The sequence below is a fragment of the Ruegeria sp. YTSC004 genome, from assembly GCF_059609805.1.
Genome location: NZ_JBXWMJ010000024.1, coordinates 1 through 24,339, shown reverse-complemented (window position 1 = coordinate 24,339; position 24,339 = coordinate 1). Strand labels below are relative to the sequence as shown.

Here is a 24,339-nt window from a genome sequence, read left to right as displayed (position 1 = left end):
GGCGCGGTGGCGGCTTGCAGCTTGATCCGCAATCCATGCAGACAACAGCCAAGCTATCGGTGCCAGAGGTCTTTGCACTGCTCATCAGCGTGGCAGCCATGCGGGCGGCGGGAAACCTTCCTTTCTCGGAACTGGCAGATGCCGGACTAGCCAAGATCGAAAAGGCCCTGCCCGCAGACAAAGTGCGCGACCTGCGCGCTTTCTTGGACTGCTTACACATTGGTCAATTGTCCCCGCAGCAAGACCTTTCGGGCATGGGCAAAATGGATGCTGAGTTGCTACCTGCTTTTGAAACGGCATTCCTTGGGCGCCAGCTCATCTCCTTTGCGTATCGCGATGCAAAAGGACGGCAGACCCACCGTAAAGTGGAGCCACAGGCAATGCTGATTCTGCCCCCTTTGTGGTACCTCGTTGGCTGGGACCCACAGCGGGAGGACTTTCGGCATTTCCGGATGGATAGGATTAGCCGTCCGGCAGCCGTAGAAGGTAGCAATTTTTCCCGCCGCTACGTTCCGTTTGAAGAAGATGTCTGCCCCTACAGCGAATTGCAGTAGGATCGGCAAAGCGGTTGTCCGTCGAACGCGTAGCATTGACTAACATGGGCGCAGCTGACCTTATCCGTATTTTGAACTAAGGTCCGGTTCGGCCACAAAGGATATTTCTTCTGCGAAAAAGGAAGAACTACGGGTAGCGGATTATCCGTCAGGATTTGGTGGAGCCTAGAGGAATCACCGTCGAGCGACTGATGCACTGATAGTGAACATGATTGTAGTGTGGCGGTTTATAGTGTGTCACACTTGCATATGAGCAACTAGTACATTTGGGCTGAGGTCTAGGGCCACGTTTCCACTCTATTGTTTCCGTGGCTCAAGTGCGCATCTGATTAATTGGTCGATGTTATGTCGACGATTGGGGGTTCGCGATTGCCACTTATAGGCAAGACTATCATCGCGTCACCCACCGCTTGGAAGTCAATTTGTTTGAGATCAACCATGTGCACAGTGCGGTCGTACATCGTGTGATAGTAGTAGGTCAGGTCTAGTGATTTGTTAGCAGTCATTACCTGTGTCGCGCTGCATAGGAAGTCTTCAGACTGTGCATCGTCCTGAGCACCCTCGGCTGCGTTGGCTGGTGTTTCGAAGTTGTCTAGCATTAGGAACACCTCGCGGCAGTGTCGTAGCCTTCTAGATTAACTTCATGGCATGAAGCACAGTGCACTGCGTAGAGTTCCAGCCCATTCGTTAGGTCTCTGTCTGTCAACTCATGATCTGTAGCGACGTTGGTGCCAATGCTGTATACAGCCAGCGCGCACAGGTGTTTGTTCATCTCTCCCTACCTTAACTCGGAAGCGTTAGCACGCTCGTGAGTGTCGTCGTTGTCGCCAGCACAACTAATACGATTATTGCCTCGACTTCGATGGATCGGGCTAGGCGTTGCGCTGCCTTTGCCTCTCCACCCTGCATAGCCGGAACAAATCGGAGCTTGTTTGCAGCGGCGAGGATCATCAGCAGCGCCACAAGGAACACCTTGAACAACAATGCCTGCCCGTAGCCGGTGAGCAAGAGCCCTTGGAGATTGCCAACAAGCAACCAAGCCATCCAGAGACCTGCCACGATTAATACCGGTACAACCAATGTAGCAGCTTGCCCAAACCTATGCCCTAATTCAGCAGCATTGGTCAGGTGTTCAGGCATTAGGGCCATATTCCTTAGCGGGCTAAAGATGCCCACCCAGAAGGCCACACAAAGCAGGTGCAATAGGAGCAAGAGTTGAACACCGACACTCTTTAGTTCCGGCACGTGCCCTATCTGCGCAAAGGACCACAAAGCCAATGTACCACCCACGAGTACGATCCAGTGGCCAAATCGAGGAATAGACAATCCCACAAGGATCAATGCTGCACCGACAAGCCGGTAAACTAGTACGTCGCCCACGGGGGTCTGTCAAAGTAATCCAAGCATTTCCGGGTCGACCATGCCGTCAACTCCGCCCGTTAAGGCGGCCCCACGAAGCATGAAGACAACTACAGTTGCGGCGAGAGCAAGGCATGCTAAGGCCCTTGCTTGGCGTTTCATCACAAGGTTTATCGGTGCGACAAAGCCGGAATAGAGGCAGCTAACTATCATAAGCCCGGTGGAGCCCGCAAAGCCGATGTAGAGCCCTAGCTTTGCGAGGATTGCCGCAATGCCCCAAATGTCTGGCATGCTCATTCCACGGTAAAGGAGAACTCGCCCTGCATCGCATGACCGTCTTCACCAAGACCGCGCCATTCAATGACATAGGTGCCCGTTCCATTGCTCGGCAGTGGGATCTTGAACTCCTGACCAAAACTTTTCTGGTCGCCCAATTCTAGGCTTGCCGCGGAATGTTCTTGATGTGCCAATTCTATCCGTGTCAGCCGGATGTCCTTAGAGAAGTTGAGGCCAATTTCAGCGGGCACAGCGGTTATTGTGGCTCCGTCGGCAGGGGTTGTTTCTTCGACCTTGGAATGCGCCAGTACGCCGCTGGGAAGAGCAGCGACAAGTGCGAACGTTATGATCTTTTTCATGGTGCTGTCCTCAATATATTCCGTTGGAACGTTGTCTTTCTCATCGTCCACTTCTCAGCGGTTACCCTATTCCGCACGTGCAACATGGTGCTGTTTTTCACTGTCGCAACCAGCGCTATCTTCGAGAGATGTCTCGTGTTGTCAGTGGCTTGATGGTCACACGGTCTTCTGGGCACATCAAGATCATATGACAACTTGTTGAGATCAGGTTTGTCGCTGATCGAACTAAAATAAAGAGTTGGTGCAGCGGAGGCGCAGCGCGGCATGCACCGCCGCAGGGCTATGGGGGCAATTGTCCCTCTGTTATCCTTAGAAAGGGGCACCAAAAAGTGTGTTGCAAATTCTTGTCGGCTTGCGCTTGTTATGTAGTGAAAAAGCAGCCCAAGTATTTGCAACGTAACTATACACCGAGGCGGAACTTGGTCGGTGTCATTCCGGTCTGACCTCGGAAAAAGCGAGTGAAATGGGACTTGTCGGAATAGCCGAGCATCAGACCAATCTCCGCAATTGTCATCTGGCCTTCTTTGAGGTGCTCTTTGGCGACATCGACACGCAACCGTTTGATTTCGCGGGGTAACGTTGTGCCTTGTTGCTGAAGCGCCTTCAGAAACCGTTCCGGTTGTAGTCCCAGCATTCCAGCCACCATCTCTGGTCCCAAATCGGTTTCATCCAGTTTGTCGTGTAAGACAGATCGCAAAGCTGCCACCACGGTTACTTCTTCATCTTGTCGAAGTGATGCTATGGGCTTGGCAGAACCCTCAGAGACGTGGTGCAAAAACAACCATTCCACAGGAAAACTAATTTGCATTCCGGGATCAGTCCCAAGGCCAACCTCGATCCCTTTGTAGTCGATAGGCAGCCCATTGATGTATCTGCTTTCCCATCGCACACGGGAAGAGTCCCAGGACTCTCCGACGACGGTCTGCAATAGGCGTACATAGATTGCGGCACCAAAACCGGTCACCTGAATGGGTGGGACAGTTGGCTCCTGTTGCCTCTCGATACGATAAGTCGCTTTGTCTGCTTCGATGACAAGGCTGTGCCGCACAGAATTGGACTCCTGCGGCACGAGCTCAACAAAGCGGGTAAAAAACTCGAACAGCGTTTTTGTAGATTGCAAGGCTTGAGCGAAGGGCGGCCATCCTTGTAGGTCAAACGCTTCCCCTACATTCAGTCCTAGGTATCGATCCCCTGATACTTCTGAGAAAGCATTTACCAAGCCGTAAACCAACTCGGAGTGAACGAACACGGATGGGTTAGTCATCAGTTCAGCTTTCAAGCCGACCTGATCCAATGCTGGTTGCGGATTGATCTTACGTTCGGTGAGATATTGCAGAAAGGGAGCGGCTAAAGAGAGGCGAACAAAGCCCTCGCTATGCTCTCGGGAGGTGGAGTTGAAAGGCAAGCTCATAACCCTTGTTGGATTAGCTTTAAGAAGTGGCCATTTTTGCAGTCACATTCGTACATCCTAATTCAAAAGGGGCAACCGAGCCAATGAATTCCAGACTATAGTTGGCAAAACATGAATATGAAGGGAGTACTTATGTCCGGTCTACGAATGTCGCTTTGCTCGACGGTAATTGTCGCTGCAGGACTTGCTTTTTCAGCGTCCGCGCAGGCTCAGGATCAAGAAGAACCCCAAACGTTGTTTACCAACGTGCACATCTTCGATGGAGTGAGTGAACAGCGCATCGAGAATGCCAGCGTATTGGTCGAGGGCAATCTGATTAAGGCCGTATCAACCGACGCAATCGATGCCCCCGACGCTACGGTCATTGACGGAGAAGGGAGGACACTGACCCCCGGCTTCATCGAAAATCACGCACACCTGATGCTGCCAGGACCCACGTTGCCCGCAATGGAAGCCAACAGCACTTGGGAAGACCTCGCGATTCACGGCACTCAAATGGCTGAGATGTACTTAATGCAAGGCTTTACCACCGTAAGAGATGCAGGTGGCGCTAATGGAGGTCTTCGCCGCGCAATCGACACCGGGACCATTGCCGGGCCGCGTTTCTACCCTGCGGCTGCTTTTCTAAGTACGCGTGGTGGCCATGCTGATTTCGCCAACTTTACGGCGCCTGTTGGCCAGTCTTCGAACTTCAGCCGTCTGAATATGGCCCAAGAAGTCGACAGCGTCTCTGACATGTACAAGTTTGCTCGTAACAACTTCCGGATGGGAGCAACACAACTGAAGTACATGCAATCAGGCGGTGTAGTTTCAGTGTTTGACCCGTGGCAGTTATTGGCAGGATCGACGGCAGAGTTAGAAGCGGCCGTGCAGGTTGCCAACGAATACGAAAGCTACGTCATGGCCCATTCCTACCGCAAGGAAACGATCATGGCGGCACTGAATGCTGGTGTGCGATCAATTGAACACGGGTTCATGTTTGATTGTGAAATATCAGCGCTGATGGAAGAGAAAGGAGCCTACATCACGACCAATCTCACCGCATTTGATCCAAATCTCTTCGATATTCCTGCCATTCGAGATGTCCCAGCCAGCTTACGAAAGGCACAGTCAGCTACGCAGGCTTTTGGCGACTACATAAAAAACATGAATGAGTGCCCAGCTAAAAGAGGGTTTCACACGGATTGCGTAGGTTCTGTAGCCGCCTGCAATATTCAAATTGCCTATGAAAAACATCTCAATAATGAGTTCTTTGGCTCTCACGCCTCGTTGGTCGCAATGACATCTACTGGCGGTGAAATCGCCGCTTTGTCCGGACCATTCATGAACCCCTATCCCGAGGGCAATCTGGGTGTGATTGAGGAAGGAGCCTATGCGGACATCCTGCTGATCGACGGTAACCCACTTGAAGACTTCTCGGTTGTTGGCACGGGTGATCAGTGGTTCGGTGCCGACCCGAGGCCTGAAAGCCCAGATACAATCCGCCTGATCATGAAGGACGGTGTAATATACAAGAACACACTGGAATGAACAAAAAAGCAGCCGGAGAGCCTTAATGCGTTATTGGTTTCGCTTCGCCGTATTCGCCGGGTTGATCTGGTGCGGCCATCCCGTCATGGCAGCGCCGGGAACGGCAGTTGACTGGGCGGAACTGCCGGACCCTTCTTCGCAAGTCTTTGAAGACCCCTATCGCGACCTCAGCCCTGAACAGTTCGATGATGTTCTGTATGTCGTGCGTTTGCGCGGAAGGTTGCAGCAAGACACTGGCGGCGCAGATGAAAGGCAAAAATGGCAGGAACGTCTGACCGAAACAGAGGACGCCTTGGCGGCAGATGGTATTGATGTCGACTGGCTTCTTGATCAGCGAGAGATTGTGAAGGAACGGCGAAGAAAGGCGGGAACAAATGGAAATCCGCAATTCGACGGTCAGACAATCACTTTGGCGGGATATGCGATTCCTGCTCCGAGTGATCCGGATGGTCGGTCTGTGGCGTATTTAGTGCCAAAACGCGGGATGTGCAGTCACATGCCTCCGCCTCCGCCCAACCAAATGATCCGTGTGCGGTTGAATGGCGACTGGATGCCCAGCTATTACCATGAACCCGTTCGGGTAACAGGCACGCTTACGATCGAACCCTCGGTTCAGAGTATGATGGTTGTGGACGGCCTTGTACCGATGAGCGCTACCTTCCAATTGGAGACAATGAGTGTTGAGACGCTGGAAACGGAGGCTGACAGGTTGGAATGGAAGCAGCATGCTGCTGATCGCATCCGAGCGGCAGGCAATCGCAAGACCGGCGGGGCAAAGGCGTCTGAATGATAAGACTTCTGGTTGCCGTATTGAGTATTTCCATTGCTGGCGCAGCGTCGGCTCAGGGACTATCTGGGCCATCTTCGGTCGAAGCTGACCTCGACCCCGGAGATGGGCTGACCGATCCGCAGTATCGTTCGGATTTTCCACGCAACATCGCACCGGGTTGGTTTCAGTGGAAAGACCGGCTGGCTGAAGGTGGGTTTCGGTTCAACATTGATTACTTGGCATTGGGCCAAACTACGAATGCTGATCTGGGTGCTAGCGAAGCGGCCAGCGGAATTGCGCGCCTCTACGGTAGTTGGCAGGCAACTGAAGGGGGTTCCCTGACATTCAAGATCGAAGACCGGCACGGCTATACTGATGTTGCCCCGCAGTTTCTTGGTCTGGATGGTGGAGCCCTTTCGATCACAGGGACAGCCTTCAACGATAATGGTTTGCTGCTGACCAACCTGTTTTGGACCCAAAGGGCCGCGAACGGCTCGTGGACGCTGCAAGTCGGGCAGATTGATGTAACGGACTTTGTGGATATCTATGGGTTGGTAAGCCCCTACAGCGGTTTCCAAAACCTGTCTTTCAATACCAATCCGACAATTAACACGCCCAATCAAGGCCTTGGCATTGCCGGTGGCGTAAAACTTAGCGAAAATATTTATGCTGTTGCGAGCGTCTCGGACGCAAACGCCGACCCGTCCGATCCAAACTTTGATGTGTTTAGCGACGGCAATCTCTTCAAGTCGCTCGAACTTGGGTACACGTCCGGCTTTGATCGCATCTACTTCGACAATATCCATCTGACCCTCTGGCATGCGGATGCGGCTGACGATGGCAGTCGAGCAGAAGATTACGGCGCAGCGTTTTCCGCCGCATGGTTTGTTGACAATAAATGGATGCCGTTCTTCCGTGCAGGGGCCTCGAAGGGAACCGCAGCGCTTTATGAACGGTCGATTTCTGCCGGTCTCGGTTACTATGGTCGCAACACCGATTTGGCCGGTCTGGGCCTAAACTGGGCCGAAGCAAGAGGCATAGATGGCGATCAGTTCACGCTTGAAGCTTTCTACCGCTTTTCAATCTCACCCGGATTGCAAATGACGCCGTCACTGCAGTTCATTTCTAACCCGCTGCAAAACCCCACTCAGGACAGCATTACGCTGTTCGGCCTAAGAACCCGGATCGTATTCTAATTTGGGTCGAAAGCAGACGCCAATAACAACGATACATTCAGTTTTGTAAATAAAAGGGAGGATCTATCCATGCGTACCTTGTTTCTGGCTGGTACGTTGTCTGTGTGTTCGACATTGTGCGTCGCGCAAACTTACGACCTTGTCATTCTTAACGGACGGGTAGTGGACCCGGAAACCGGGTTCGATCAGATCGCTAACGTGGGAATAAGCAACGGCTGGATCACTGCAATTACTGACGAAGAAATTAATGGTAGCGAGTCCATCGACGCGACAGGGCACGTTGTTGCCCCCGGGTTTATCGATCTCGAGCAGCATGGGCTGGACCCTTGGGGTATCAAGGTAAACCTTCGTGATGGCGTTACGACTCAAATGGATTTTGAGGTTGGGGCAGCGAACATCGACGAATGGTATAGTGCGCGCGAAGGCGCAACACAGGCAAACTATGGTACGGTCGTTGGGCAAGAATTCGCACGGATGCGGGTTCATGACGGCCTCGTGCTTGAAGGTGGGGATATAGACTTCCGGAACTTCTTCGCACTGAGGGCACAATCCGTGGAAGATGGCGTCGAGGGGTGGTCTTCTGTTCCAAGCAACCGTGAGCAGATGAACGAAATCACTGCCCAGCTGGATGAGGGACTACGTCTAGGGGCCCTCGGAGTGGGGTCGACCATCGGCTACGCCCGCGAAGGTATTACAACCTATGAGATGTTCGAAGCGCAGCGGGCTGCGGCGCGTTACGGTAGATTGACCTCCGTCCATCACCGATTTCATCCGAGTGCTTCGACGCCGACAGAAACACAGACGGGTGTAAATGAAATCTTGGTCAACGCGATGGTGCTTGGCGCACCGCTCCATATACACCATGACAATGACTATGGCTGGTGGGAAAATCAGGAAAAGCTCCAGATGGCCCGCGACCAAGGCTACAACGTCTGGTCTAGTTACTATCCTTGGACAGCCGGGTCGGGAAACTACGGAGCCTCGATTATCGCCCCCGAAAACTGGGAAGGCTCGATGGGGTACAAATACGAAGACACCATCTTTGACCCCCAACTTGATCGCTTTGTGACAAAAGACGAATTCTTGAGTTTCGCTGAGAATGAGCCGGGACGGACGGCCATTGTTTTTAGCCCTCCAAGAGAGCAATGGCTAAACGATTGGATCACTATCGCGGGCTATGGCATTTCGGGCGACGGTATGGCCGGGCTAGATATCGATGGCAATCTGATGAGTTGGGATGCCCCCTACGAAGACTATGCTGGGCATCCTCGGTCAGCAGGCAGCCACGCGCTTGTTTTGAGACTGGCACGTGAAGCGAATGTGCCGCTAATGCTCACACTCACTCAGTTAAGTTACATCCATGCGAAACGATTGGGTGACACAGGGTTGCGCGCAATGCAGGTGCGTGGGCGTATGCAAGAAGGCATGGTCGCGGACATCACGATTTTCGATCCGGTATCAGTGACCGAAAAGGCGAATTATACGCTCGGTCAGCAAGGTCTTCCGTCAGAGGGTATTCCTTACGTGCTCGTTAACGGAACTATTGTTGTTAAGAAAAGTGAAGTTCAACGGGATGTTTATGCCGGACAGCCGATCCGGTTTCCAGTCGAGGAGAGCGGGCGTTTCGTTCCGGCTGGTCGCGAGCAGATCATGGGTATTCTCACACCGGATACCGGCACTGCACGTCCAACATTGCTCGAAGATATCACGAACAGTGAAGCCAATTTAACACCTGTCGCGCCACCGACTAATCAGTTTGCGTCGGTAGAGCCGACCAACCCCTTTGATTGGTTTACACCTCGCAACGGTCTAGATGACAGCAACTTATTCTTTTGCGTCGTGCATGCTCGCTTCGAGGACCGCGCAACAGCAAAACGTGATTATGCGAAGGCTATGTTGTCTAAAGCTGGGGGGCAATAAACTCGAGCTAATAGAGAAACACAGAGCAAACTACCTACCAGAATGCAGAGACGATGCGCAGCGAACACAGTTCTACGGGCGGCACAGCAATAAGCGCTAGTCGCATAAGTCCTTGATGCATTGCACGGATGAATTGGTGGGTGATGAGAGACTCGAACTCCCGACATCTTCGGTGTAAACGAAGCGCTCTACCAACTGAGCTAATCACCCGTGACGGTGCATGTAGCCAAGCCTGCGCCCGGGTGCAAGAGGGTCCGGCAGTTTTTCTTTCCCAGAATCTGATTTGTTCGCCTTTGGTAATTCAATCCGTCGGGAAATTCGCCGTGCCTTGTGTTGTGGGGTCGTTTCGATTGTGTGGGGCCTGTCGTTTTACGTTCTGCCTCGTAGGTGATTGCAAAGGCGCTTGCGTGTCACCTACCGCCTCAGCTATCCCCAAAGGAACTGCAACTTTCCAGGCGGGAGAAAACCGATCCTGTCCCACGCGCGCCGAGTTCTGATCGCGGCCCTGGTTCTGGGCGCTTTGACGCTGGCCCCGCTCCGCGCAGGGGCCGAGGGGATTTTGGTGTTTGCAGCGGCCAGCCTCAAAACTGCGCTTGATGAGGTGGCATCTGATTTTGAGCACGAAACCGGGCAGGGCGTAACCGTCTCTTACGCGGCGTCGTCCGTTCTTGCGCGCCAAATTCAATTGGGTGCCCCGGCAGATCTGTTCATTTCCGCTAATGTGGACTGGATGAATGTGCTGCAAGAACAGGGCCTGATTGACCCCACTACGCGTGTAGATCTGCTGGGCAATGGCCTGGTTCTGGTCGCTGGGGACGAAGGGGCTGACATTGGCGAAATGCGGCCCGGAGTCGCTTTGGCCTCCGCACTGGATGGTGGATACCTGGCCATGGCGCTGGTTGATGCCGTGCCGGCAGGGATCTACGGAAAGGCGGCGTTGGAGAGCTTGGGGCTGTGGCAGGGTGTTCAGGCTCAGGTCGCGCAAACGGATAATGTGCGTGCAGCCCTTGCACTGGTTGCCACTGGTGCGGCCCCTATGGGGATCGTCTACCGATCCGATGCGCAGGTCGAGGGACGAGTTCGGGTCATCGCCGAGTTTTCGCCTGGCCTGCATCCGCCCATCATCTACCCTGCAGCAGTGACGACAGCAGGTGCAGACGGCGCGCAGGTGTTTCTGAAGTACCTGCAATCTCAGGCCGCGCGGGCCGTGTTTGAAAAGCAGGGTTTCTCCCTGCCGAACGGATAGCGGCATGGGGTGGTTGGGACCTGCAGAGCTTGAGGCACTGAAACTGTCGCTGCGCGTTTCGTTTTGGGCAACGTTGGTGACATTGCCGTTGGGCATATTCGTTGCCTACGCGCTGGCCCGTTGGCGGTTTCCGGGTCGGCAGGTCTTGAATGGGCTGGTGCATCTACCCTTGATCTTGCCACCGGTGGTGACCGGCTATCTGCTTCTTCTGACCTTTGGAATTCAGGGGCCGCTGGGCAAGTTGCTGGCAGAGATCGGAATTGTCGTGGCGTTTCGTTGGACCGGGGCTGCCCTTGCCGCGGGTATTATGGCATTTCCGCTGATGGTGCGGGCCATACGCCTGTCGATCGAAGCCGTGGACCCCAAACTGGAACAGGCCGGGGCGACACTGGGTGCATCGCGCCTGTTTGTATTTGCAACGGTGACCCTTCCGATGATCTTGCCCGGCGTGATCGCCGGCGCGATTCTGGCCTTTGCCAAAGCGATGGGAGAGTTCGGAGCCACGATTACCTTTGTGTCGAATATCCCCGGCCAGACGCAAACCCTGCCGTCAGCGGTCTATGCTTTCCTGCAAGTCCCGGGCGGCGAAGCAGCGGCCACCCGTTTGGTGGTCATTTCGATCGTGGTTGCCATGAGCGCGCTGTTGTTGTCCGAGTTCATTGGGCGGCGTGTCGCTGCACGGGTGGCCGGATCATGAGCCTGTCCGTTCGCCTGCAGCACGATCTACCCGACCTCAAGCTGGATCTGAGTTTTGATGCGCCACCCGGTGTGACGGTTCTGTTTGGGCGGTCCGGGTCTGGAAAGACAACCATTGTAAATGCAGTCGCCGGTTTGGTGAAACCCATGGCCGGTCGGGTTGCTGTAGACGAGTGGGAGCTGTTCGACACCGCGCAAGGCCTCTGGTTACCGCCGCACAAAAGACGGCTGGGGTACATTTTTCAGGAAGGCCGTCTTTTTCCACATCTCACCGTGCGCCAAAATCTATTCTATGGGAAATGGTTTGCACCCAAGAGCGCGCGCCGCGAAAGCCCGGACAAAGTGATCGAAATGCTGGGGATCGGGCACCTGTTGAACCGGCGCCCTTCGAGGTTGTCCGGTGGGGAAAAACAGCGTGTTGCCATTGGGCGCGCCCTTCTGGCCAGTCCGCGCCTGATCCTGGCAGATGAACCTCTAGCGGCTCTCGACGACGCACGAAAGGCCGAGATCCTGCCTTACTTCGAACGGCTGCGGGATGAGGTTTCGGTGCCGATTCTGTACGTCACACACTCGGCTGCAGAAGTTGCGCGCTTGGCGACATCGGTTGTCGCTCTGCAAGAGGGTAAGGTCTTACGGCATGGACCCGCCTCCGAAGTATTGGCCGATCCGTCAGTCGCACCGGCTGGCGTGCGGGCCGTCGGTGCAGTGTTGCAGGTTCGGGTCGTCAAACATCATTCGGACGGGCTGACCGAGTTGGACGCAGGCGGGTCGCCCTTGTTTCTGCCCCGGATACCCCTGCAAATTGCGGAAGAACTGCGCATCCGCATTCCCGCGCAAGAGGTTATTCTGTCCAGCAAACGCCCCGAGGGTCTTTCGGCCTTAAATGTTCTGGAAGGAGCAGTCGACACGATCCGCGCGGGCGAGGGGCCGGGTGCGATTGTGTCCGTAAAAACGCCCGCGGGTTCTGTATTGGCCCGCGTCACCCGCCGCTCAGTCGAAGCGTTGGGGCTGGAACCGGGCAAACCCTGTTTTGCGGTCATCAAAACGGTCGCACTGGCACCGCAGGACGTGGGCGGGCACTTGCGCGGGGTCTAAGCCAGCGCGCGGGCTTCGAATTCTCGCAGGATCAGGCGGGCTGCCCGGCCGAAGCCCATCCTATTCGGCGTGGCTGTGTCGGGGAAAATGGCAGCGAGCTCCTGCAATGCGTCCGAGGACAGTGTGTACAGGGATTCCTCGCCGAGATAGAGGCTTTCAGCCAGTGCGCCCTCGGCTGTCAGTATTTCGTGGTTATCCAGCAGGATGTGAAAATATTCGACCGGGTCATCCGAGGTGTCAATCGCGATACCTGGCCAGGAACAAAGGTGCTTGGCCGCAACCAGCGCGTCGGGCGTGCCAAACAAAAGCTCGACCTTTGGTCCGCTGACCAGAATGCGGTGCTGCTGTGATACCAGCAGATCGCGTTCGGGCTGTCCTGCGCCAAGGCTGCCGGCCTTGATCCGAACCGGGCGCATGGCCGGATTGTCACGTAATCGGTCCGGCGATAAGGCGCTGCTTTCCACCCACCGGATCGGTCGCAGCCCGCGATCTACGGTCATCACCTTGTCGCCAACACTCAGGGTTTCTATCTGTTGATTGCCTTTTTCAGCCAGGATCAAGGTGCCTGCAGTAAAGCACACGCCTTCAAGGGTGATGGTGATCTCTTGGGTCAGGTCATATGGTTGGAAGAAAAAGTCCAATCCGGTGACCCGTACCGTGAAGGTATCAGTGACCGTAGTCCCGAACGGGATATCGTCAAAATCGCTTTGATTGACCGTGTAGGTCCATTCGCCGGTATTTGGGTTAATGGAGGCCACGCCCAGTGATGGCTGATCAGAGATCGACCTGGATTGCGTCCGGGGAAAGCCGGTCAAGCCAAGATCGCCACTGGCCTGATTAGGGGGATCTCCGGTCACAAAGCCAGTTGTTGTCCCTACGATCGATACCATTTCAAGACCTCTCCATTTTCAGGACCTCACGAAATTCTTTCTTCCGGTAAAGCTTCATGTGTACCTCCCCCGCGTCGTCTCGGGTCCATTCCACGATGCGATTTCGGGTCAGGTCGCTGTCCATCCGATTGGTTCGGACCCGGGGGTGGGGGATTTCCTTCTTCAAAATGTCGACGATCTGGTTGGTCTGTCCAAATGGGGCCACGAGGTCGACGATCCAGAAGGGCGTGCCGCTGGCAAAATCCGTATCCTTCAGTGGCTTTTCCTGAATGGCATACCGACGCTCGGCTTCGCGGCTGAGGCCTGCGAAAGTCACAAACCCGCGCGGGAAACCGTTCTGCCGGAAAATGTGGTACTGGTTCAACCGGAAAGGCGTTTCAAAGGCATAAAGCACCTGTCCAAGGGTGCGCGGTCTGTGTGTATTGGTCAGCGATGCAAGATAGAACATGGCGCCGAAATCCGCGTATTTTTCGGACGGGATATCAAACCAGTCATTTGGAAACGCTTTGCTCAAAACTAACCCCAGACAATATATGCCTTGATCCTATTTGCTTAAGATCCAAAATGATACTGTTTTGCCTGTATGTGCCGTGTCGGGATCCTGTCGGACAAAATCCCGAAAATGGCGCCGCTTTACTCGGACCACGTGTCCGGTATGATCTTGAATAATTGTTTCGAAACAGGAATTGCCATTATGCGAGTTTTGAAAATAGCGGCCCTGGCAACATTTGCGGTGTCGCCTTTATTTGCACAGGGAATTGGGATCGGAATCGGCGCTTACCCAGGTTTCAAAACCACAGTCACGCCTATGAACAACGGTGTATATGAGGTCGCCGTCAGCGGGTCTTCCGCCCCGGTCGCGTATTGGTGCGGGATAGGCGACTTTGCTATTCGCAGCCTGAGAACCAAAGCAACTCAGCGTATCTACATTGTCCGCGCCTACGAAAAGGGCGTGCGCACGGTGCAGTTTTCACTTACCCCACCCGATGGGGTCGATACCACGCCGGGATATTCGATTACCGTAAAACGTGTGGGTGAGAACATGTCGGCGGGGTCCGCGCAGGGCTATTGCTTTGACAACTTCCTGGATTTTGGGTTCCGCTAATCTATCAGGTCCATTTTGCCATTGGCGGAAGGCTCATCAGCACCGCATCCGGGTCATGGCCGGTTTCCAGCCCGAATTTTGTGCCCCGGTCGTAGACGAGGTTGTATTCGGCATAAAGGCCCCGATGCACCAGTTGCGTGTCTTTGGCTGTCTCATCAAACCCCTGGACTCGGCGCTTTTCCACCAACGGCAGGAAAGCTGGCAGGAACGCGCGACCGATATCCTGGGTCAACGCGAAATCGGCGGCCCAGTCTCCGGTGCAATAGTCATCCATGAATATCCCACCCACGCCGCGGGCGCGCTTGCGGTGAGGGATATAGAAATACTCATCCGCCCAGTCTTTCAGGCGGGGATAATGGCCGGGACCATGTGGATCCAGATGCGCCTTTTGGGTGGCATGAAAATGCGCTGTATCCTCATCGTATTCGATGCAAGGATTCAGGTCCGAACCGCCGCCGAACCACCATGCGTGCGGGGTCCAGAACATGCGGGTGTTCATATGAACGGCCGGTACATGCGGGTTTTGCATATGCGCGACCAGAGAGATGCCCGACGCCCAGAAACGCGGATCTTCGGTCATGCCCGGAATTCCCTTGCGCGCCGCCATGGCCTGTTGTGCCCGCGCACCCAAAGTGCCGTATACGGTCGAGACATTGACACCGACCTTTTCAAAGACACGCCCGCCACGCATCACGGACATCAACCCGCCGCCAGCATCGCTGCCGTCCTCGGATTGGCGTTTGGTTTCCTTGACCTCGAACCGGCCAGGTGCTGTGTCTGCAAAAGGGCCAGAGCTGTGGGTGTCTTCAAGTGCCTCAAACGCGGCGACAATCTCATCGCGCAATTGGCGGAACCACGCGGCGGCGGTTGATTTTTCGGTATCGAACATAGGGATTAATGAGCCGGAGCTGCGACGGGGTCCAGCAAGGTGCGGCCGCCATCAATTGTCAGAATTTGTCCGGTGATGAAGCCGGCTGCGTCCGAGGCCAGGAACTGTGCCGTTTCGGTCAGTTCGTTCGGGGCTGCGATCCGGGCCAAGGGCGTATGTCTCTCGATATCGTTGCGAAAGTCCCGGTTTTCCTTGAGCGTGGACTGCAGCGAGGCGCTCATGACCGATCCCAGCGCTATGGAATTGACGCGGATCCGTTTCGGGGCAAGGGCAACGGCCAGCGAACGTGTCATCTGATCCAGTGCGGCGGTGGATACGGAATAGGCCATCAGATCGGGGTGGGTGCGCCGCGCCGCGATTGAAGACAGGTTGATGATCGACCCGGCGGGGCCTTCGTCAGTGTCACCTGCTTGTTTTATCATGCGTTTGGCGACCGCCTGGCTTAGACGCAGCGAGGGCATCAGGTTCTGATTGAGCAGCATGCGCACGGAATCGTCGTCCGCGTCCAGCGGATCGGACGGGATCACCTGGCGCGCGCCATTGATCAAGATGTCCACCTGATCAAACGCATCAAGCGTGGCAGACAGCAGGTTCGCGATGGTCAGCTTTTCCCGCAGGTCGCCAGCAAAAAACCGGATGTTGCTGTCATCGGCCTGTTCGCCAAGCTCGTCGGACAGCCGTTTTTCGTCCATGTCGGCGAACATGACATTGGCGCCGGCATCCGCAAAGTGGCGCCCGATGGCCAGTCCGACCCCATTGGCGCTGCCTGTGACAATGGCGGTCTTGCCGGCTATGGAAAAGGACATGCGTTGTCTCCTGATTTGCGGCAGAGGTTAACCGGGATCACCGTCGAGGGCGAGAGGCGTGAAACACCTTGAACCGATTGTCGCCGGACACCTCCTGAACCTGTACGAAATTCTCGGCCAGCGTGACCTCGTAGGGCAGGTGGCGATTTGCGACCATCCACAGATTGCCGCTCCGGGTCAGGTTTCGAGCTGCGGATTTGATAAAGCCCTGACCCAGCTCAGGGTCGGCGGCGCGCGATGTGTGGAACGGAGGGTTCATGATCACCGTGTCCAACGGTTCCGGCGCGTTCCACGTGACGGCGTCGGCCCAGTGGAACTGCGCGCAGGTCTTGGCCAAATTGACGCGTGCGCAGGTAAGGGCGATCTGGTCAGCCTCGACCAGATGTAACGCGCGCGGATTGGCGGCCTTTAGCACACCGGCTGCGAGATACCCCCAGCCAGCGCCCAAATCAGCGATCCTTGCGCCCAGCTTTTCGGGCAATTCGCCCAGCAGCAGGGCCGAGGCAGGGTCTATCCCATCAGCAGAGAACACGCCGGGCGCGGTCCGAAAGCCATCGACCGTCTGGTTGTCCGGGGCGGCCCAGTCGGCAAAAGCCTCGGGTGCGGATTGGAACCAGAAAATCTTGCCATGCGCCTTGGCGATGGGCCCTTCGACGTCAACGCGTTTGCGGATGTCTTTCAGCAGGCTATCGACGCCGTCGGTTTTGACACCGTCTATGACAATCTGTCCCCTGGCCCGCTGACAGGCCTGATGCACCATACTGCGCGCCAGCGCCTTGGCGCGGGGCAGGATCACGATGGCATCCTGACAAGGGTCGTGGGCTTCCGGCACAGCGGCAAAGCCCTGTCCGGCAAAGTGGTCGTGAAACGGTTTGAATGGCTGCACAACCTGCGTTTCACGCGGCAGGGCCGACAGATCGCAGTCGGATGTCGGCCCAAGCACGCTGAGTGGTTGCGACAGCTCAAGGCCGCTTTGCAGGGCAAGATCAAGACGAGGGGACATCGGCAAATATGAGAGAGAAGGCTAGGCGGCCTTACTCTTCCCGTTCCATTGTGCATTGCAGGGGGTGCTGGTGCCTGCGGGCAAAGTCCATGACCTGGCCCACTTTGGTTTCGGCGATCTCATGGCTGAACACGCCAACCACGGCGACGCCTTTCTTGTGGACGATCAACATGATTTCGAACGCTTCGGCATGGGTCATGCCAAAGAAACGTTCCAGCACATGCACCACGAATTCCATCGGCGTGTAGTCGTCGTTCAGCAGCAGTACTTTGTACAACGGCGGGCGCTTGGTCTTAGGGCGCGTCTGTACCAACAGCGACGGATCATCGTCGTTGTCCGGTTGGTCAGACATCATCCATTTGTGTTCAGTCATTGCGCCTTTGTCCGATTCAGGCTTCGGTTTGTCTGATCGGTTATATAACGTGCATGGGGCCAGAGAAAAGAGCCAGCAGGACGTAATCGAAATGGAAAAAGCGCTGACCACAATTGGGTTCGACGCCGACGACACGCTTTGGCACAACGAGCGGTTTTTCAAACTGACGCAGACGCATTTCACGGAATTGCTGGCCGATCACGCTGATCGCGATCACCTGTTGGATCGGCTGCTTGCTGCGGAAAAACGTAATATCCGGCACTACGGCTACGGAATCAAAGGCTTTACCCTGTCGATGATCGAAACCGCAATCGAAGTGACCGACGACCGTGTTCCAGCCTCGGTTATCCGCCAGTTGGTCGAAGCGGGGCAGGACATGCTAGCCCACCCGATCGAGCTTTTGCCCCACGCGCGAGAGGCCATCGAAGCGGTGACTGATACGCATAAGGTGATTCTGATCACCAAGGGCGACCTGATCGATCAAGAGAGAAAGCTGGCGCAATCCGGTCTGGGAGAGTTGTTCGACGAGGTCGAAATCGTGTCTGAAAAGTCAGCACAAACCTACCGCGGTATCTTTGCGCGGCATGGTGACGGACCCGAATCTGCAATGATGGTAGGCAATTCGATGCGGTCCGATGTCGTCGCCCCAATTCAGGCCGGATGTTGGGGCGTCTATGTGCCCCATGGGTTGGTCTGGGAGATTGAGAAGGCCGAAACCCCTGCGGGCAATCCGCGCTATCGCGAGATGCGGGATTTGGGCGAACTTGCTGATCTGGTTCAGCGCCTAAGTTGATGTTGCCAATTGGTCTCAGTTTTCAAAAAACGAGGTGGGAATTACGTTAAGGGGTTCAATTTGCGTGGATGTAGTAGGTTGCGGGCTGCGCGCGTCTACATGTAGTGCCGGTTTGGACGCTTAACAAAACAGCGAATTTGCACGCTTTCGGTTTATTTCATTGGGTCTCTGTGTTAGCCTTGTAGGCAATAAAAAATAATTAACGCTGACCGGGAAAACCCGGCGGCCTGAGGTAGACAGAGGCAAAGATCGTGCAGGTTCGGCGGACAGTTCCGGCCCGGATGGGCTTATTTCTTATAGCATTCTTGTGGCTGCTCTCCTTCGCGCCGTTGCAGGGATTTGCGGCACCATATGCGGCGATGGTCATCGACGCCCGGACAGGCGAGGTTCTGCATTCGCGCAATGCTGACACCCGACTGCATCCGGCCTCTCTGACCAAGATGATGACACTCTACATTGCATTCGAGGCGGTGCGGAATGGTGAGATCACCTTGGACACGCCCGTTCGGATTACAAAAAAGGCCTCTTCTGAACCCCCCTCGAAACTGGGCCTTCGCACCGGGCAAACCATTGCGTTCCGATATCTGATCAGGGCGGCTGCCGTGAAGTCCGCCAATGATGCGGCCACGGCGATTGGCATCGCGATCAGTGGATCCGAAGCAGCATTCGCCCGTCGCATGACGCGCACGGCCAAGGCCATGGGTATGAGCCGCACAACGTTCAAGAACGCACATGGCCTGACGGAATCAGGTCATTTGTCGACCGCGCGGGATATGACCATGTTGGGTCGCCACCTGCTTTATGACTATCCGCAGTATTACAACCTGTTCTCGCGCCAATCCACGCATGCCGGGATCAAGACAGTTCCAAACACGAACCGTCGTCTGTTGGCAGCTTACAAGGGCGCGGACGGGATCAAGACCGGATACACGCGGGCGGCTGGCTTTAACCTGGTTGCATCGGCAAAACGCAAGGACGAACGCATCATCGCAACTGTCTTTGGTGGCAAATCCGGCGCATCGCGAAATGCAAAAGTGGCTGAGTTGCTGGATATGGGATTCCGCCGCGCCCCCTCGCGTGCCCCGATCCGCAAGCCGGCGCGCCCCACCTATGCCGGAAACGCGGGATTGGGCGCAACCGTCGCGGCCCTGACTATCGCGCCAAAATCCAGTCTGCGCCCCGTTCTGCGCCCCGGACCGGGTGCTGCAGTTCAGGTTGCTGGCGCCGTGGCCGAGACGGCTGCCAAAAATGGCACGCGCATAAAAGACGGGATCGCTGCGGCGATTGCAGCTGCCGACATTCAGCCCTCTGGTGACGGTGACGCACCCCGTCCCGCTGCGCGCCCGGCTGACTTGGTTCTGGTCTCGACCGATCCAGCAGCGCAGCCCGAACCCGAGCAAGAGATCGTTACCCGACTGTCAACATCGGGCGGACGGCTATGGGGCGTGAACGTTGGCCGCTATACCACCCGATATGAGGCGGAAAAGATTTTGCTGAAAACGGCCCTGTCGGAAATGACCACTCTGGAAGGCACGCTGCGGAAGGTGAACCAAAGCTCGCGCGGCTTCGACGCGACATTTCAGGGCATGACCCGCGAACAGGCCGATCTGGCCTGCCGCCGGTTGCAGGCCCGGAATGTGACTTGTTTCATGATCGGGCCGTCATAAGGCCCGACATACTCTCCTGAATGGATCTGGGCTGCGAGGAAACTCGCAGCCTTTTTTTGTCAGTCGAAGACGTGGCCGTGTTCGTATTGTTCATCCTGACCCGCCGCAGCGGTCAGGGCGGCAACGTTATCTTTGGTAAAGAACCCGTCATAGTGGTGGCAACGTTCGATATACTCGGTGATCAACAGCGTGTACTTCGAGTGCTTTGAGAAGATCTGTTTGAGGTTCGGATCATCCTTACACTCGCCCACCACATGGGCCAGGAACGGCACCCCTTCATCCTTGAGTGTGTTGACCACAAAATCGACGTTCTTTTCACCCGCGCCGTGGTCGCCGTCCTGAATCTCGATTGCCATGTGGTGCAGGCGACGGCCAAAGTTCCGCACGAAATCCTCGGTTGGCATCGGCAGCTGTTCAAAGGAATTGACGAAGGAGGGCGTGTTGTTCGCGGTGAAGACCTTGGCGGGGGATTTCTTGTCATCGTCCACATTCGCGTTTCGGTTCACATTGGTAGACGAGTTCATCTCAAAGATGTTGTACGCGCCCCAAAAGTAATAGGGCACCATGGTCAGAAACTCGAGGATCGCGTCCTCACGCTCGCCGGCCAGAATGCGTGTTGCAAGGTGGTCGACCCCCAGCATCAAAGGCGCGATTTTGCTGTCTGCCCCGAACGCCGCCGCCTGATCCAGCCGCGCCTGTTCGTCATTGCTCAGCAATATCCGGTCACCCAAACCGAGGCTGTCGGTGTCGTTGAAATCCAGGGATGAGTAGCCAACCCTGTTACAGGTGAAATCGGACGGAGACGTAAATCGGAACCCGTCCGATGTGTAGAACGGGTTTTCAGTGTCTCCCTTGTACTCAAACCTGATGTTCTGATCTTCAAGCGTTTTGGTCAGGGTCTTGAGGTCCGTGGCGCCATAAACCTCTCCGACATAGCGGGTCTGGGGGGTGTTGCGGGCCAGCGGGTACATGCGGTTGATACGCGGGATAAAGTCTTCGAATGTCGGGCTAAGCGGCGCCATGACGATTATCGCGGGATAATCGGGGTGTGAGTGCATCACGGCAAATTTGTGCGTCTGACCAAGATAGCTGGCCGTATGTCGGTAGGGTGTCATGACATAAAGCTCGATCAGCGTGTCGAACATCGCGTCCGGTTCGACCTGAATGACGATCGCCTGCATCGCCCCGACCTGATCAGCCACGCCCGAGCTTTGGCGGCGTTCGTAGATCATCGGCAGATATTGGTGGAAGAACTCAGAGTTCTTTTTGTCGCCGCGTGGTTCGTAATTCATCAGATCAAAAGACATTGGCCAACCTCCTTGCCTATACCGCTTTGGCATGGCGTTGCTTGGAATTGTGGTATTCAGAACATGCACTTGTCGGGCATGCTAGGGTCTGTATTCCATACAGGCAACAGTCAGAGGATAGATCGTCAGGATTACGCCCTTCTTTCTACCGCATGAATTTTGTCACATCGACCCCGCCGTCGATCAGGGATGTGCGAACCGAACGGGCGATTTGTACCGCGGTTGGACCGTCGCCATGCAGGCAGATCGTGTCGATGGATGTCTCAAGCCGCTGGCCGCTTTCGGTGATGATGGCACCTTCGCGCACCATGTTCAGGATGCGCGGTCCGGCAATTTCGGGGTCATGAATAACCGCGCCGGGCAGGCCGCGGTCGACAAGAGTTCCGTCGTCGTTATAGGCCCGGTCCGCAAAGATCTCGCCGACCCACTTGCACCCCAGTTCGCGCACGGCTTCTTCTTGTTTGGTAACGGCCAAAACCATGATGATGATGTCCGGATCGACATCCAGCGCGCCCTGATAACAGGCTCGGGCCATGTCGATATCGACCGAGCACATGTTGGCCAGCGCCCCGTGCAGTTTCAGGTGCCGCACTTCGGTGCCAACGGCCTTGGCCATGCCGATCGCAGCGCCCAGTTGGTAACGAACCAGATTGCGCAAGGAATCATGGGGAACTTTCATATTCCGCCGGCCAAATCCCTGCAGGTCAGGAAAGCCCGGGTGCGCGCCGATCCCGACGCCGTTTTCCGCAGCCAGTGTCATCGTTTTGGCCATCACATCCGGGTCGCCGGCGTGAAAGCCACAAGCGATATTGGCAGAGGTGATAATCTTAAGCAGATTTTCATCATCGCCCATATTCCAGGGGCCAAAGCTTTCGCCCATATCGGCATTCAGATCGACGCTTGGCATACGTGGTACTCCCTAGTCGGTGGCGGAGATCATTCCGCCGATCAATTGGTAGGACAAGAGGTTCGGGATGTCATGCGGATCGCGGACCAGCGGTTCGACTCGCATAGGTAGCCGGGCAAGTTCGGCATTGTGGGCGGTTTGCAGGGCTGTGGCCTCGTCCAGTGACACGAATTCGAACTTGATCCGCCCGCCCGCCGGGGTTTGTGCCGCGCGCGGAAGGTCACAAGGCAGAACCGTCGCGATACGGGGATAACCTCCAGTGGTCTGACATTCAGGCAACAGGATAAAGGGGCTGCCTGTTCCGGTCATCTGTATGTCACCGGGGGTAATGACCTCGGACAGAATGTTCAGCTGACCCTGAGCCGCGAAACCTTCGCCCTCGCTATCCAACTGCATCCCCATTCGGTTGGCCCGACTGCCACGCCGAAACTCGGTTTGCACAAAGCGGTCCAACGTTTCCTGATCGAACAGGGGGGTCTGAAAGCTGGCGATCACGCGTAGAACGCCACCCGAGAAGCGATCATCCGGGTTAAGCTTCATGCCCGTCACGCCTGATCCGTCGGCGACAGGCAATGTATCTCCGGTCTGAATGGTGCTTCCGATCTTGGCGGTCAAATGCGCTGAGCGTGATCCCAGAAAGGCTTCGGACGCGATCCCACCGCTGACATGCAGGTAGCCATAGGTCCCGCGCGTCGCAGCACCAATCACCAGCCGCTGCCCGGTTACCATCTGGTGCGACGCATTCCAGACCACAGGTGCGCCATCAATGCTGGCCTGCATCGGAGCACCTGTCAGAGCGATGCCGAGAGATTGCGTTGCCTCGAACTCGCCACCCATTCCCGCCATTTCCAAAGCGGCAAGTCCCGGGCTTTGACGCAGCAACGCTGCGCCCTCGTGCAGGGCCAGTTGGTCGGCGGCGCCGGATCGGGACAGCCCCTGATCCAGATACCCGACACGGCCCTGGTCTTGTATGGTGCAGGCCGGGCCAATGCGATGAACAATCAGACCCATCCCGCGATCTCCTCGCAGGTGGCCCCGCCTGAGCCGTCCGAGTTGTTGGCGCGGATGGTTTCCAGTTCGTCGCGCGAAACGGACAGGAACTGCATTTCATCCCCTGGCTTCAACGCAAAGCTCTGCGGTGCGTCAGGGCGAAAGCAGCGAAATGCGGTTTGGCCCACATGCCGCCAGCCAGTCGGAGTGGGGCCCGAGAACAGTACGAATTGGGAAATTGCCAATACCAAGGCCCCCTCTGGGACCATGGGCGTCAGTTCCTTCAGGCGCGGAATATTGAATTCAGGACCAAGCGGACCAAGGTACGGTTGCCCCGGTGCAAAGCCGATGGTCAATACGCGTACCTTTGTGTCGCTCAGCCGTCGAACGGCTTCCATGGAATCCAGCCCCGCCGCCGCCGCTGCCTCGTCCAGTTGCGGAGCAAGCTCGCCCCCATAAACTGTCGGGACCCGCCACAATTTTCGACCGGCAGGCAGTGGTGCCTCAAACCAATTTTGCTGTGCAAGTAGGTGTCGCACTCTATCTTGGACTTCAGCGCGAGGTAATTTGTCGGGATCGAACCTCAGGTAGGCCGATGCAAGCGATGCAGAGGTTTCGACAACACCGTTCCAGGATGCGGCGTCTATTGCGCCCCTAAAGGCCAGCGCCGCCCGGTTCGAGGGTTCGGCCATGGCATCGGCAAAGGAAACAAGAAGGCCGTCATAGCCTACGGTATTTATGCGTGGAAACATGTCGGCTGTATTGGTGGTCATTTCACGGCTAACCCGGGCATCTTACAGAGGCGACCACACAGCATCCCGGGCCAATGCGCAAGCCCGGCGTGGGTGGAGACGCGCGGAATCTATACCTGAATTTAGTGCTGGCACGGTTTTTTGGGCCGATTCCGACTCATTGAATCGCTTCCGACTCGTTTGAGGCTTGTGGTGTGGTTGGGTGCCCTGTCTATATATAGGGGTGCGCTTACTGGCGACGCGGACAGGTGTGGGTCCGACTTGTATTTCAACTGGCGAGATTGCCGTTCGAGGGAGCGGGTTGTGCGCCTTAAGATATTGATAAATAAAGGTTAAGCGGAAAGATGGAAAAAAATCGCCCAGGACGTCATTTTCTGCTTGCGGACTTATGCGGTTATACTTAGAACCCCCTTCACCGGCGCTGCTGAGGCGGTGCTGACGGGTCG

Annotated in this window: 25 protein-coding genes and 1 tRNA gene; 11 read left to right on the top strand and 15 right to left on the bottom strand. The window is 56.0% G+C overall.

Annotated elements, in window-relative coordinates:
• On the top strand, positions 1-554 hold a 554-nt coding region (locus AC2FFP_RS22585; RefSeq protein ID WP_496770647.1), incomplete at its 5' end, for a helix-turn-helix transcriptional regulator.
• A 329-nt stretch (positions 555-883) separates the two neighbouring features.
• Here AC2FFP_RS22585 and AC2FFP_RS22580 read toward each other — a convergent pair.
• The 4 genes from AC2FFP_RS22580 to AC2FFP_RS22565 all read right to left on the bottom strand — a co-directional run bounded on the left by AC2FFP_RS22580 (position 884) and on the right by AC2FFP_RS22565 (position 3,959).
• Positions 884-1,153, bottom strand: a complete 270-nt coding sequence (locus AC2FFP_RS22580; RefSeq protein ID WP_496845331.1) for a hypothetical protein — start codon at positions 1,151-1,153, stop codon at positions 884-886.
• A gap of 184 nt (positions 1,154-1,337) precedes the next feature.
• Positions 1,338-1,934, bottom strand: a complete 597-nt coding sequence (locus tag AC2FFP_RS22575; protein ID WP_496845332.1) for a CopD family protein — start codon at positions 1,932-1,934, stop codon at positions 1,338-1,340.
• A 272-nt stretch (positions 1,935-2,206) separates the two neighbouring features.
• Positions 2,207-2,599 carry a copper resistance CopC family protein gene (locus AC2FFP_RS22570; protein WP_496725948.1) on the bottom strand — a complete coding sequence of 131 codons (393 nt, stop codon included), beginning with the start codon at positions 2,597-2,599 and terminating at the stop codon, positions 2,207-2,209.
• A 349-nt stretch (positions 2,600-2,948) separates the two neighbouring features.
• The gene (locus tag AC2FFP_RS22565; RefSeq protein WP_496770651.1) at positions 2,949-3,959 is read right to left on the bottom strand and encodes a helix-turn-helix domain-containing protein; all 1,011 of its coding nucleotides are present in this window, start codon (positions 3,957-3,959) and stop codon (positions 2,949-2,951) included.
• A 111-nt stretch (positions 3,960-4,070) separates the two neighbouring features.
• On the opposite strand from AC2FFP_RS22565, the gene AC2FFP_RS22560 reads away from it, so the two are divergent.
• The 4 genes from AC2FFP_RS22560 to AC2FFP_RS22545 all read left to right on the top strand — a co-directional run bounded on the left by AC2FFP_RS22560 (position 4,071) and on the right by AC2FFP_RS22545 (position 9,374).
• Positions 4,071-5,489 carry a metal-dependent hydrolase family protein gene (locus tag AC2FFP_RS22560; RefSeq protein WP_496881535.1) on the top strand — a complete coding sequence of 473 codons (1,419 nt, stop codon included), beginning with the start codon at positions 4,071-4,073 and terminating at the stop codon, positions 5,487-5,489.
• Positions 5,490-5,514: 25 nt separating this feature from the next.
• A complete protein-coding gene (locus AC2FFP_RS22555) occupies positions 5,515-6,279 on the top strand; it encodes a DUF3299 domain-containing protein (protein WP_496881534.1) in 765 nt (254 codons plus the stop codon).
• On the top strand, positions 6,276-7,454 hold the full coding sequence (locus AC2FFP_RS22550) for a carbohydrate porin (protein WP_496881533.1): 1,179 nt from the start codon (positions 6,276-6,278) through the stop codon (positions 7,452-7,454). Before AC2FFP_RS22555 ends, AC2FFP_RS22550 begins: the two co-directional genes overlap by 4 nt.
• A gap of 69 nt (positions 7,455-7,523) precedes the next feature.
• Complete coding sequence (locus AC2FFP_RS22545) at positions 7,524-9,374, top strand: amidohydrolase family protein (RefSeq protein WP_496770660.1); 1,851 nt, start codon at positions 7,524-7,526, stop codon at positions 9,372-9,374.
• Between the two features lie 134 nt (positions 9,375-9,508).
• Here AC2FFP_RS22545 and AC2FFP_RS22540 read toward each other — a convergent pair.
• Positions 9,509-9,584, bottom strand: a tRNA-Val gene (locus AC2FFP_RS22540).
• Between the two features lie 193 nt (positions 9,585-9,777).
• On the opposite strand from AC2FFP_RS22540, the gene modA reads away from it, so the two are divergent.
• From modA to modC, 3 genes are read left to right on the top strand one after another with little or no spacing between them, the layout of a single operon-like run.
• Positions 9,778-10,620, top strand: coding sequence for a molybdate ABC transporter substrate-binding protein (gene modA / locus AC2FFP_RS22535; protein WP_496780935.1), 843 nt, complete (start codon positions 9,778-9,780; stop codon positions 10,618-10,620).
• Positions 10,621-10,624: 4 nt separating this feature from the next.
• Positions 10,625-11,317: a molybdate ABC transporter permease subunit gene (gene modB / locus AC2FFP_RS22530; protein WP_058278495.1), complete on the top strand. Its 693-nt coding sequence runs from the start codon at positions 10,625-10,627 to the stop codon at positions 11,315-11,317.
• Entirely contained in the window at positions 11,314-12,411 is a 1,098-nt protein-coding gene (modC, locus tag AC2FFP_RS22525) for a molybdenum ABC transporter ATP-binding protein (RefSeq protein ID WP_496881532.1), read from the top strand. The genes modB and modC overlap by 4 nt, the downstream gene beginning before the upstream one ends.
• Here modC and AC2FFP_RS22520 read toward each other — a convergent pair.
• Both AC2FFP_RS22520 and AC2FFP_RS22515 read right to left on the bottom strand, forming a co-directional pair.
• Positions 12,408-13,301, bottom strand: a complete 894-nt coding sequence (locus AC2FFP_RS22520) for a Hint domain-containing protein (RefSeq protein ID WP_496770667.1) — start codon at positions 13,299-13,301, stop codon at positions 12,408-12,410. The two genes, modC and AC2FFP_RS22520, sit on opposite strands and share 4 nt — an antisense overlap.
• A gap of 1 nt (position 13,302) precedes the next feature.
• Positions 13,303-13,815, bottom strand: a complete 513-nt coding sequence (locus AC2FFP_RS22515; RefSeq protein WP_496770669.1) for a toxin-activating lysine-acyltransferase — start codon at positions 13,813-13,815, stop codon at positions 13,303-13,305.
• Between the two features lie 294 nt (positions 13,816-14,109).
• On the opposite strand from AC2FFP_RS22515, the gene AC2FFP_RS22510 reads away from it, so the two are divergent.
• Positions 14,110-14,406, top strand: coding sequence for a hypothetical protein (locus AC2FFP_RS22510; protein ID WP_496698967.1), 297 nt, complete (start codon positions 14,110-14,112; stop codon positions 14,404-14,406).
• A 4-nt stretch (positions 14,407-14,410) separates the two neighbouring features.
• Here AC2FFP_RS22510 and hemF read toward each other — a convergent pair whose 3' ends face one another.
• The 4 genes from hemF to clpS are packed head-to-tail and all read right to left on the bottom strand — an operon-like array spanning position 14,411 to position 17,477.
• Positions 14,411-15,295, bottom strand: coding sequence for an oxygen-dependent coproporphyrinogen oxidase (gene hemF / locus AC2FFP_RS22505; RefSeq protein ID WP_496845339.1), 885 nt, complete (start codon positions 15,293-15,295; stop codon positions 14,411-14,413).
• Between the two features lie 5 nt (positions 15,296-15,300).
• Entirely contained in the window at positions 15,301-16,101 is an 801-nt protein-coding gene (locus AC2FFP_RS22500) for an SDR family NAD(P)-dependent oxidoreductase (RefSeq protein ID WP_058271963.1), read from the bottom strand.
• Between the two features lie 37 nt (positions 16,102-16,138).
• On the bottom strand, positions 16,139-17,104 hold the full coding sequence (locus tag AC2FFP_RS22495) for a class I SAM-dependent methyltransferase (RefSeq protein ID WP_282120235.1): 966 nt from the start codon (positions 17,102-17,104) through the stop codon (positions 16,139-16,141).
• 31 nt (positions 17,105-17,135) lie between these two features.
• Positions 17,136-17,477 carry an ATP-dependent Clp protease adapter ClpS gene (clpS, locus tag AC2FFP_RS22490; RefSeq protein ID WP_058271961.1) on the bottom strand — a complete coding sequence of 114 codons (342 nt, stop codon included), beginning with the start codon at positions 17,475-17,477 and terminating at the stop codon, positions 17,136-17,138.
• Between the two features lie 91 nt (positions 17,478-17,568).
• On the opposite strand from clpS, the gene AC2FFP_RS22485 reads away from it, so the two are divergent.
• Both AC2FFP_RS22485 and AC2FFP_RS22480 read left to right on the top strand, forming a co-directional pair.
• On the top strand, positions 17,569-18,270 hold the full coding sequence (locus tag AC2FFP_RS22485; protein WP_496881536.1) for an HAD family hydrolase: 702 nt from the start codon (positions 17,569-17,571) through the stop codon (positions 18,268-18,270).
• A 281-nt stretch (positions 18,271-18,551) separates the two neighbouring features.
• Positions 18,552-19,937: a D-alanyl-D-alanine carboxypeptidase family protein gene (locus tag AC2FFP_RS22480; protein ID WP_496881531.1), complete on the top strand. Its 1,386-nt coding sequence runs from the start codon at positions 18,552-18,554 to the stop codon at positions 19,935-19,937.
• Positions 19,938-19,996: 59 nt separating this feature from the next.
• Here AC2FFP_RS22480 and AC2FFP_RS22475 read toward each other — a convergent pair whose 3' ends face one another.
• The 4 genes from AC2FFP_RS22475 to AC2FFP_RS22460 form a co-directional block, all read right to left on the bottom strand.
• Entirely contained in the window at positions 19,997-21,244 is a 1,248-nt protein-coding gene (locus AC2FFP_RS22475) for a hypothetical protein (protein ID WP_496881530.1), read from the bottom strand.
• A 145-nt stretch (positions 21,245-21,389) separates the two neighbouring features.
• On the bottom strand, positions 21,390-22,151 hold the full coding sequence (locus AC2FFP_RS22470) for a LamB/YcsF family protein (RefSeq protein WP_496770699.1): 762 nt from the start codon (positions 22,149-22,151) through the stop codon (positions 21,390-21,392).
• 12 nt (positions 22,152-22,163) lie between these two features.
• The gene (locus AC2FFP_RS22465) at positions 22,164-23,162 is read right to left on the bottom strand and encodes a 5-oxoprolinase subunit C family protein (protein ID WP_496770700.1); all 999 of its coding nucleotides are present in this window, start codon (positions 23,160-23,162) and stop codon (positions 22,164-22,166) included.
• On the bottom strand, positions 23,153-23,914 hold the full coding sequence (locus AC2FFP_RS22460; RefSeq protein WP_496770702.1) for a 5-oxoprolinase subunit B family protein: 762 nt from the start codon (positions 23,912-23,914) through the stop codon (positions 23,153-23,155). Before AC2FFP_RS22460 ends, AC2FFP_RS22465 begins: the two co-directional genes overlap by 10 nt.
• Between the last annotated feature and the right edge of the window lie 425 nt (positions 23,915-24,339).

What these genes read in the sequence shown, in the direction of transcription:
- AC2FFP_RS22580 (WP_496845331.1), bottom strand. Translation starts at nt 1,153, where the DNA reads ATGCTAGACAACTTCGAAACACCAGCCAACGCAGCCGAGGGTGCTCAG.
- AC2FFP_RS22565 (WP_496770651.1), bottom strand. Translation starts at nt 3,959, where the DNA reads ATGAGCTTGCCTTTCAACTCCACCTCCCGAGAGCATAGCGAGGGCTTT.
- AC2FFP_RS22560 (WP_496881535.1), top strand. Translation starts at nt 4,071, where the DNA reads ATGAATATGAAGGGAGTACTTATGTCCGGTCTACGAATGTCGCTTTGC.
- AC2FFP_RS22555 (WP_496881534.1), top strand. Translation starts at nt 5,515, where the DNA reads ATGCGTTATTGGTTTCGCTTCGCCGTATTCGCCGGGTTGATCTGGTGC.
- AC2FFP_RS22550 (WP_496881533.1), top strand. Translation starts at nt 6,276, where the DNA reads ATGATAAGACTTCTGGTTGCCGTATTGAGTATTTCCATTGCTGGCGCA.
- AC2FFP_RS22545 (WP_496770660.1), top strand. Translation starts at nt 7,524, where the DNA reads ATGCGTACCTTGTTTCTGGCTGGTACGTTGTCTGTGTGTTCGACATTG.
- modB (WP_058278495.1), top strand. Translation starts at nt 10,625, where the DNA reads ATGGGGTGGTTGGGACCTGCAGAGCTTGAGGCACTGAAACTGTCGCTG.
- modC (WP_496881532.1), top strand. Translation starts at nt 11,314, where the DNA reads ATGAGCCTGTCCGTTCGCCTGCAGCACGATCTACCCGACCTCAAGCTG.
- AC2FFP_RS22520 (WP_496770667.1), bottom strand. Translation starts at nt 13,301, where the DNA reads ATGGTATCGATCGTAGGGACAACAACTGGCTTTGTGACCGGAGATCCC.
- AC2FFP_RS22510 (WP_496698967.1), top strand. Translation starts at nt 14,110, where the DNA reads ATGAACAACGGTGTATATGAGGTCGCCGTCAGCGGGTCTTCCGCCCCG.
- hemF (WP_496845339.1), bottom strand. Translation starts at nt 15,295, where the DNA reads ATGTTCGATACCGAAAAATCAACCGCCGCCGCGTGGTTCCGCCAATTG.
- AC2FFP_RS22500 (WP_058271963.1), bottom strand. Translation starts at nt 16,101, where the DNA reads ATGTCCTTTTCCATAGCCGGCAAGACCGCCATTGTCACAGGCAGCGCC.
- AC2FFP_RS22495 (WP_282120235.1), bottom strand. Translation starts at nt 17,104, where the DNA reads ATGTCCCCTCGTCTTGATCTTGCCCTGCAAAGCGGCCTTGAGCTGTCG.
- clpS (WP_058271961.1), bottom strand. Translation starts at nt 17,477, where the DNA reads ATGACTGAACACAAATGGATGATGTCTGACCAACCGGACAACGACGAT.
- AC2FFP_RS22485 (WP_496881536.1), top strand. Translation starts at nt 17,569, where the DNA reads ATGGAAAAAGCGCTGACCACAATTGGGTTCGACGCCGACGACACGCTT.
- AC2FFP_RS22480 (WP_496881531.1), top strand. Translation starts at nt 18,552, where the DNA reads ATGGGCTTATTTCTTATAGCATTCTTGTGGCTGCTCTCCTTCGCGCCG.
- AC2FFP_RS22475 (WP_496881530.1), bottom strand. Translation starts at nt 21,244, where the DNA reads ATGTCTTTTGATCTGATGAATTACGAACCACGCGGCGACAAAAAGAAC.
- AC2FFP_RS22470 (WP_496770699.1), bottom strand. Translation starts at nt 22,151, where the DNA reads ATGCCAAGCGTCGATCTGAATGCCGATATGGGCGAAAGCTTTGGCCCC.
- AC2FFP_RS22465 (WP_496770700.1), bottom strand. Translation starts at nt 23,162, where the DNA reads ATGGGTCTGATTGTTCATCGCATTGGCCCGGCCTGCACCATACAAGAC.
- AC2FFP_RS22460 (WP_496770702.1), bottom strand. Translation starts at nt 23,914, where the DNA reads ATGACCACCAATACAGCCGACATGTTTCCACGCATAAATACCGTAGGC.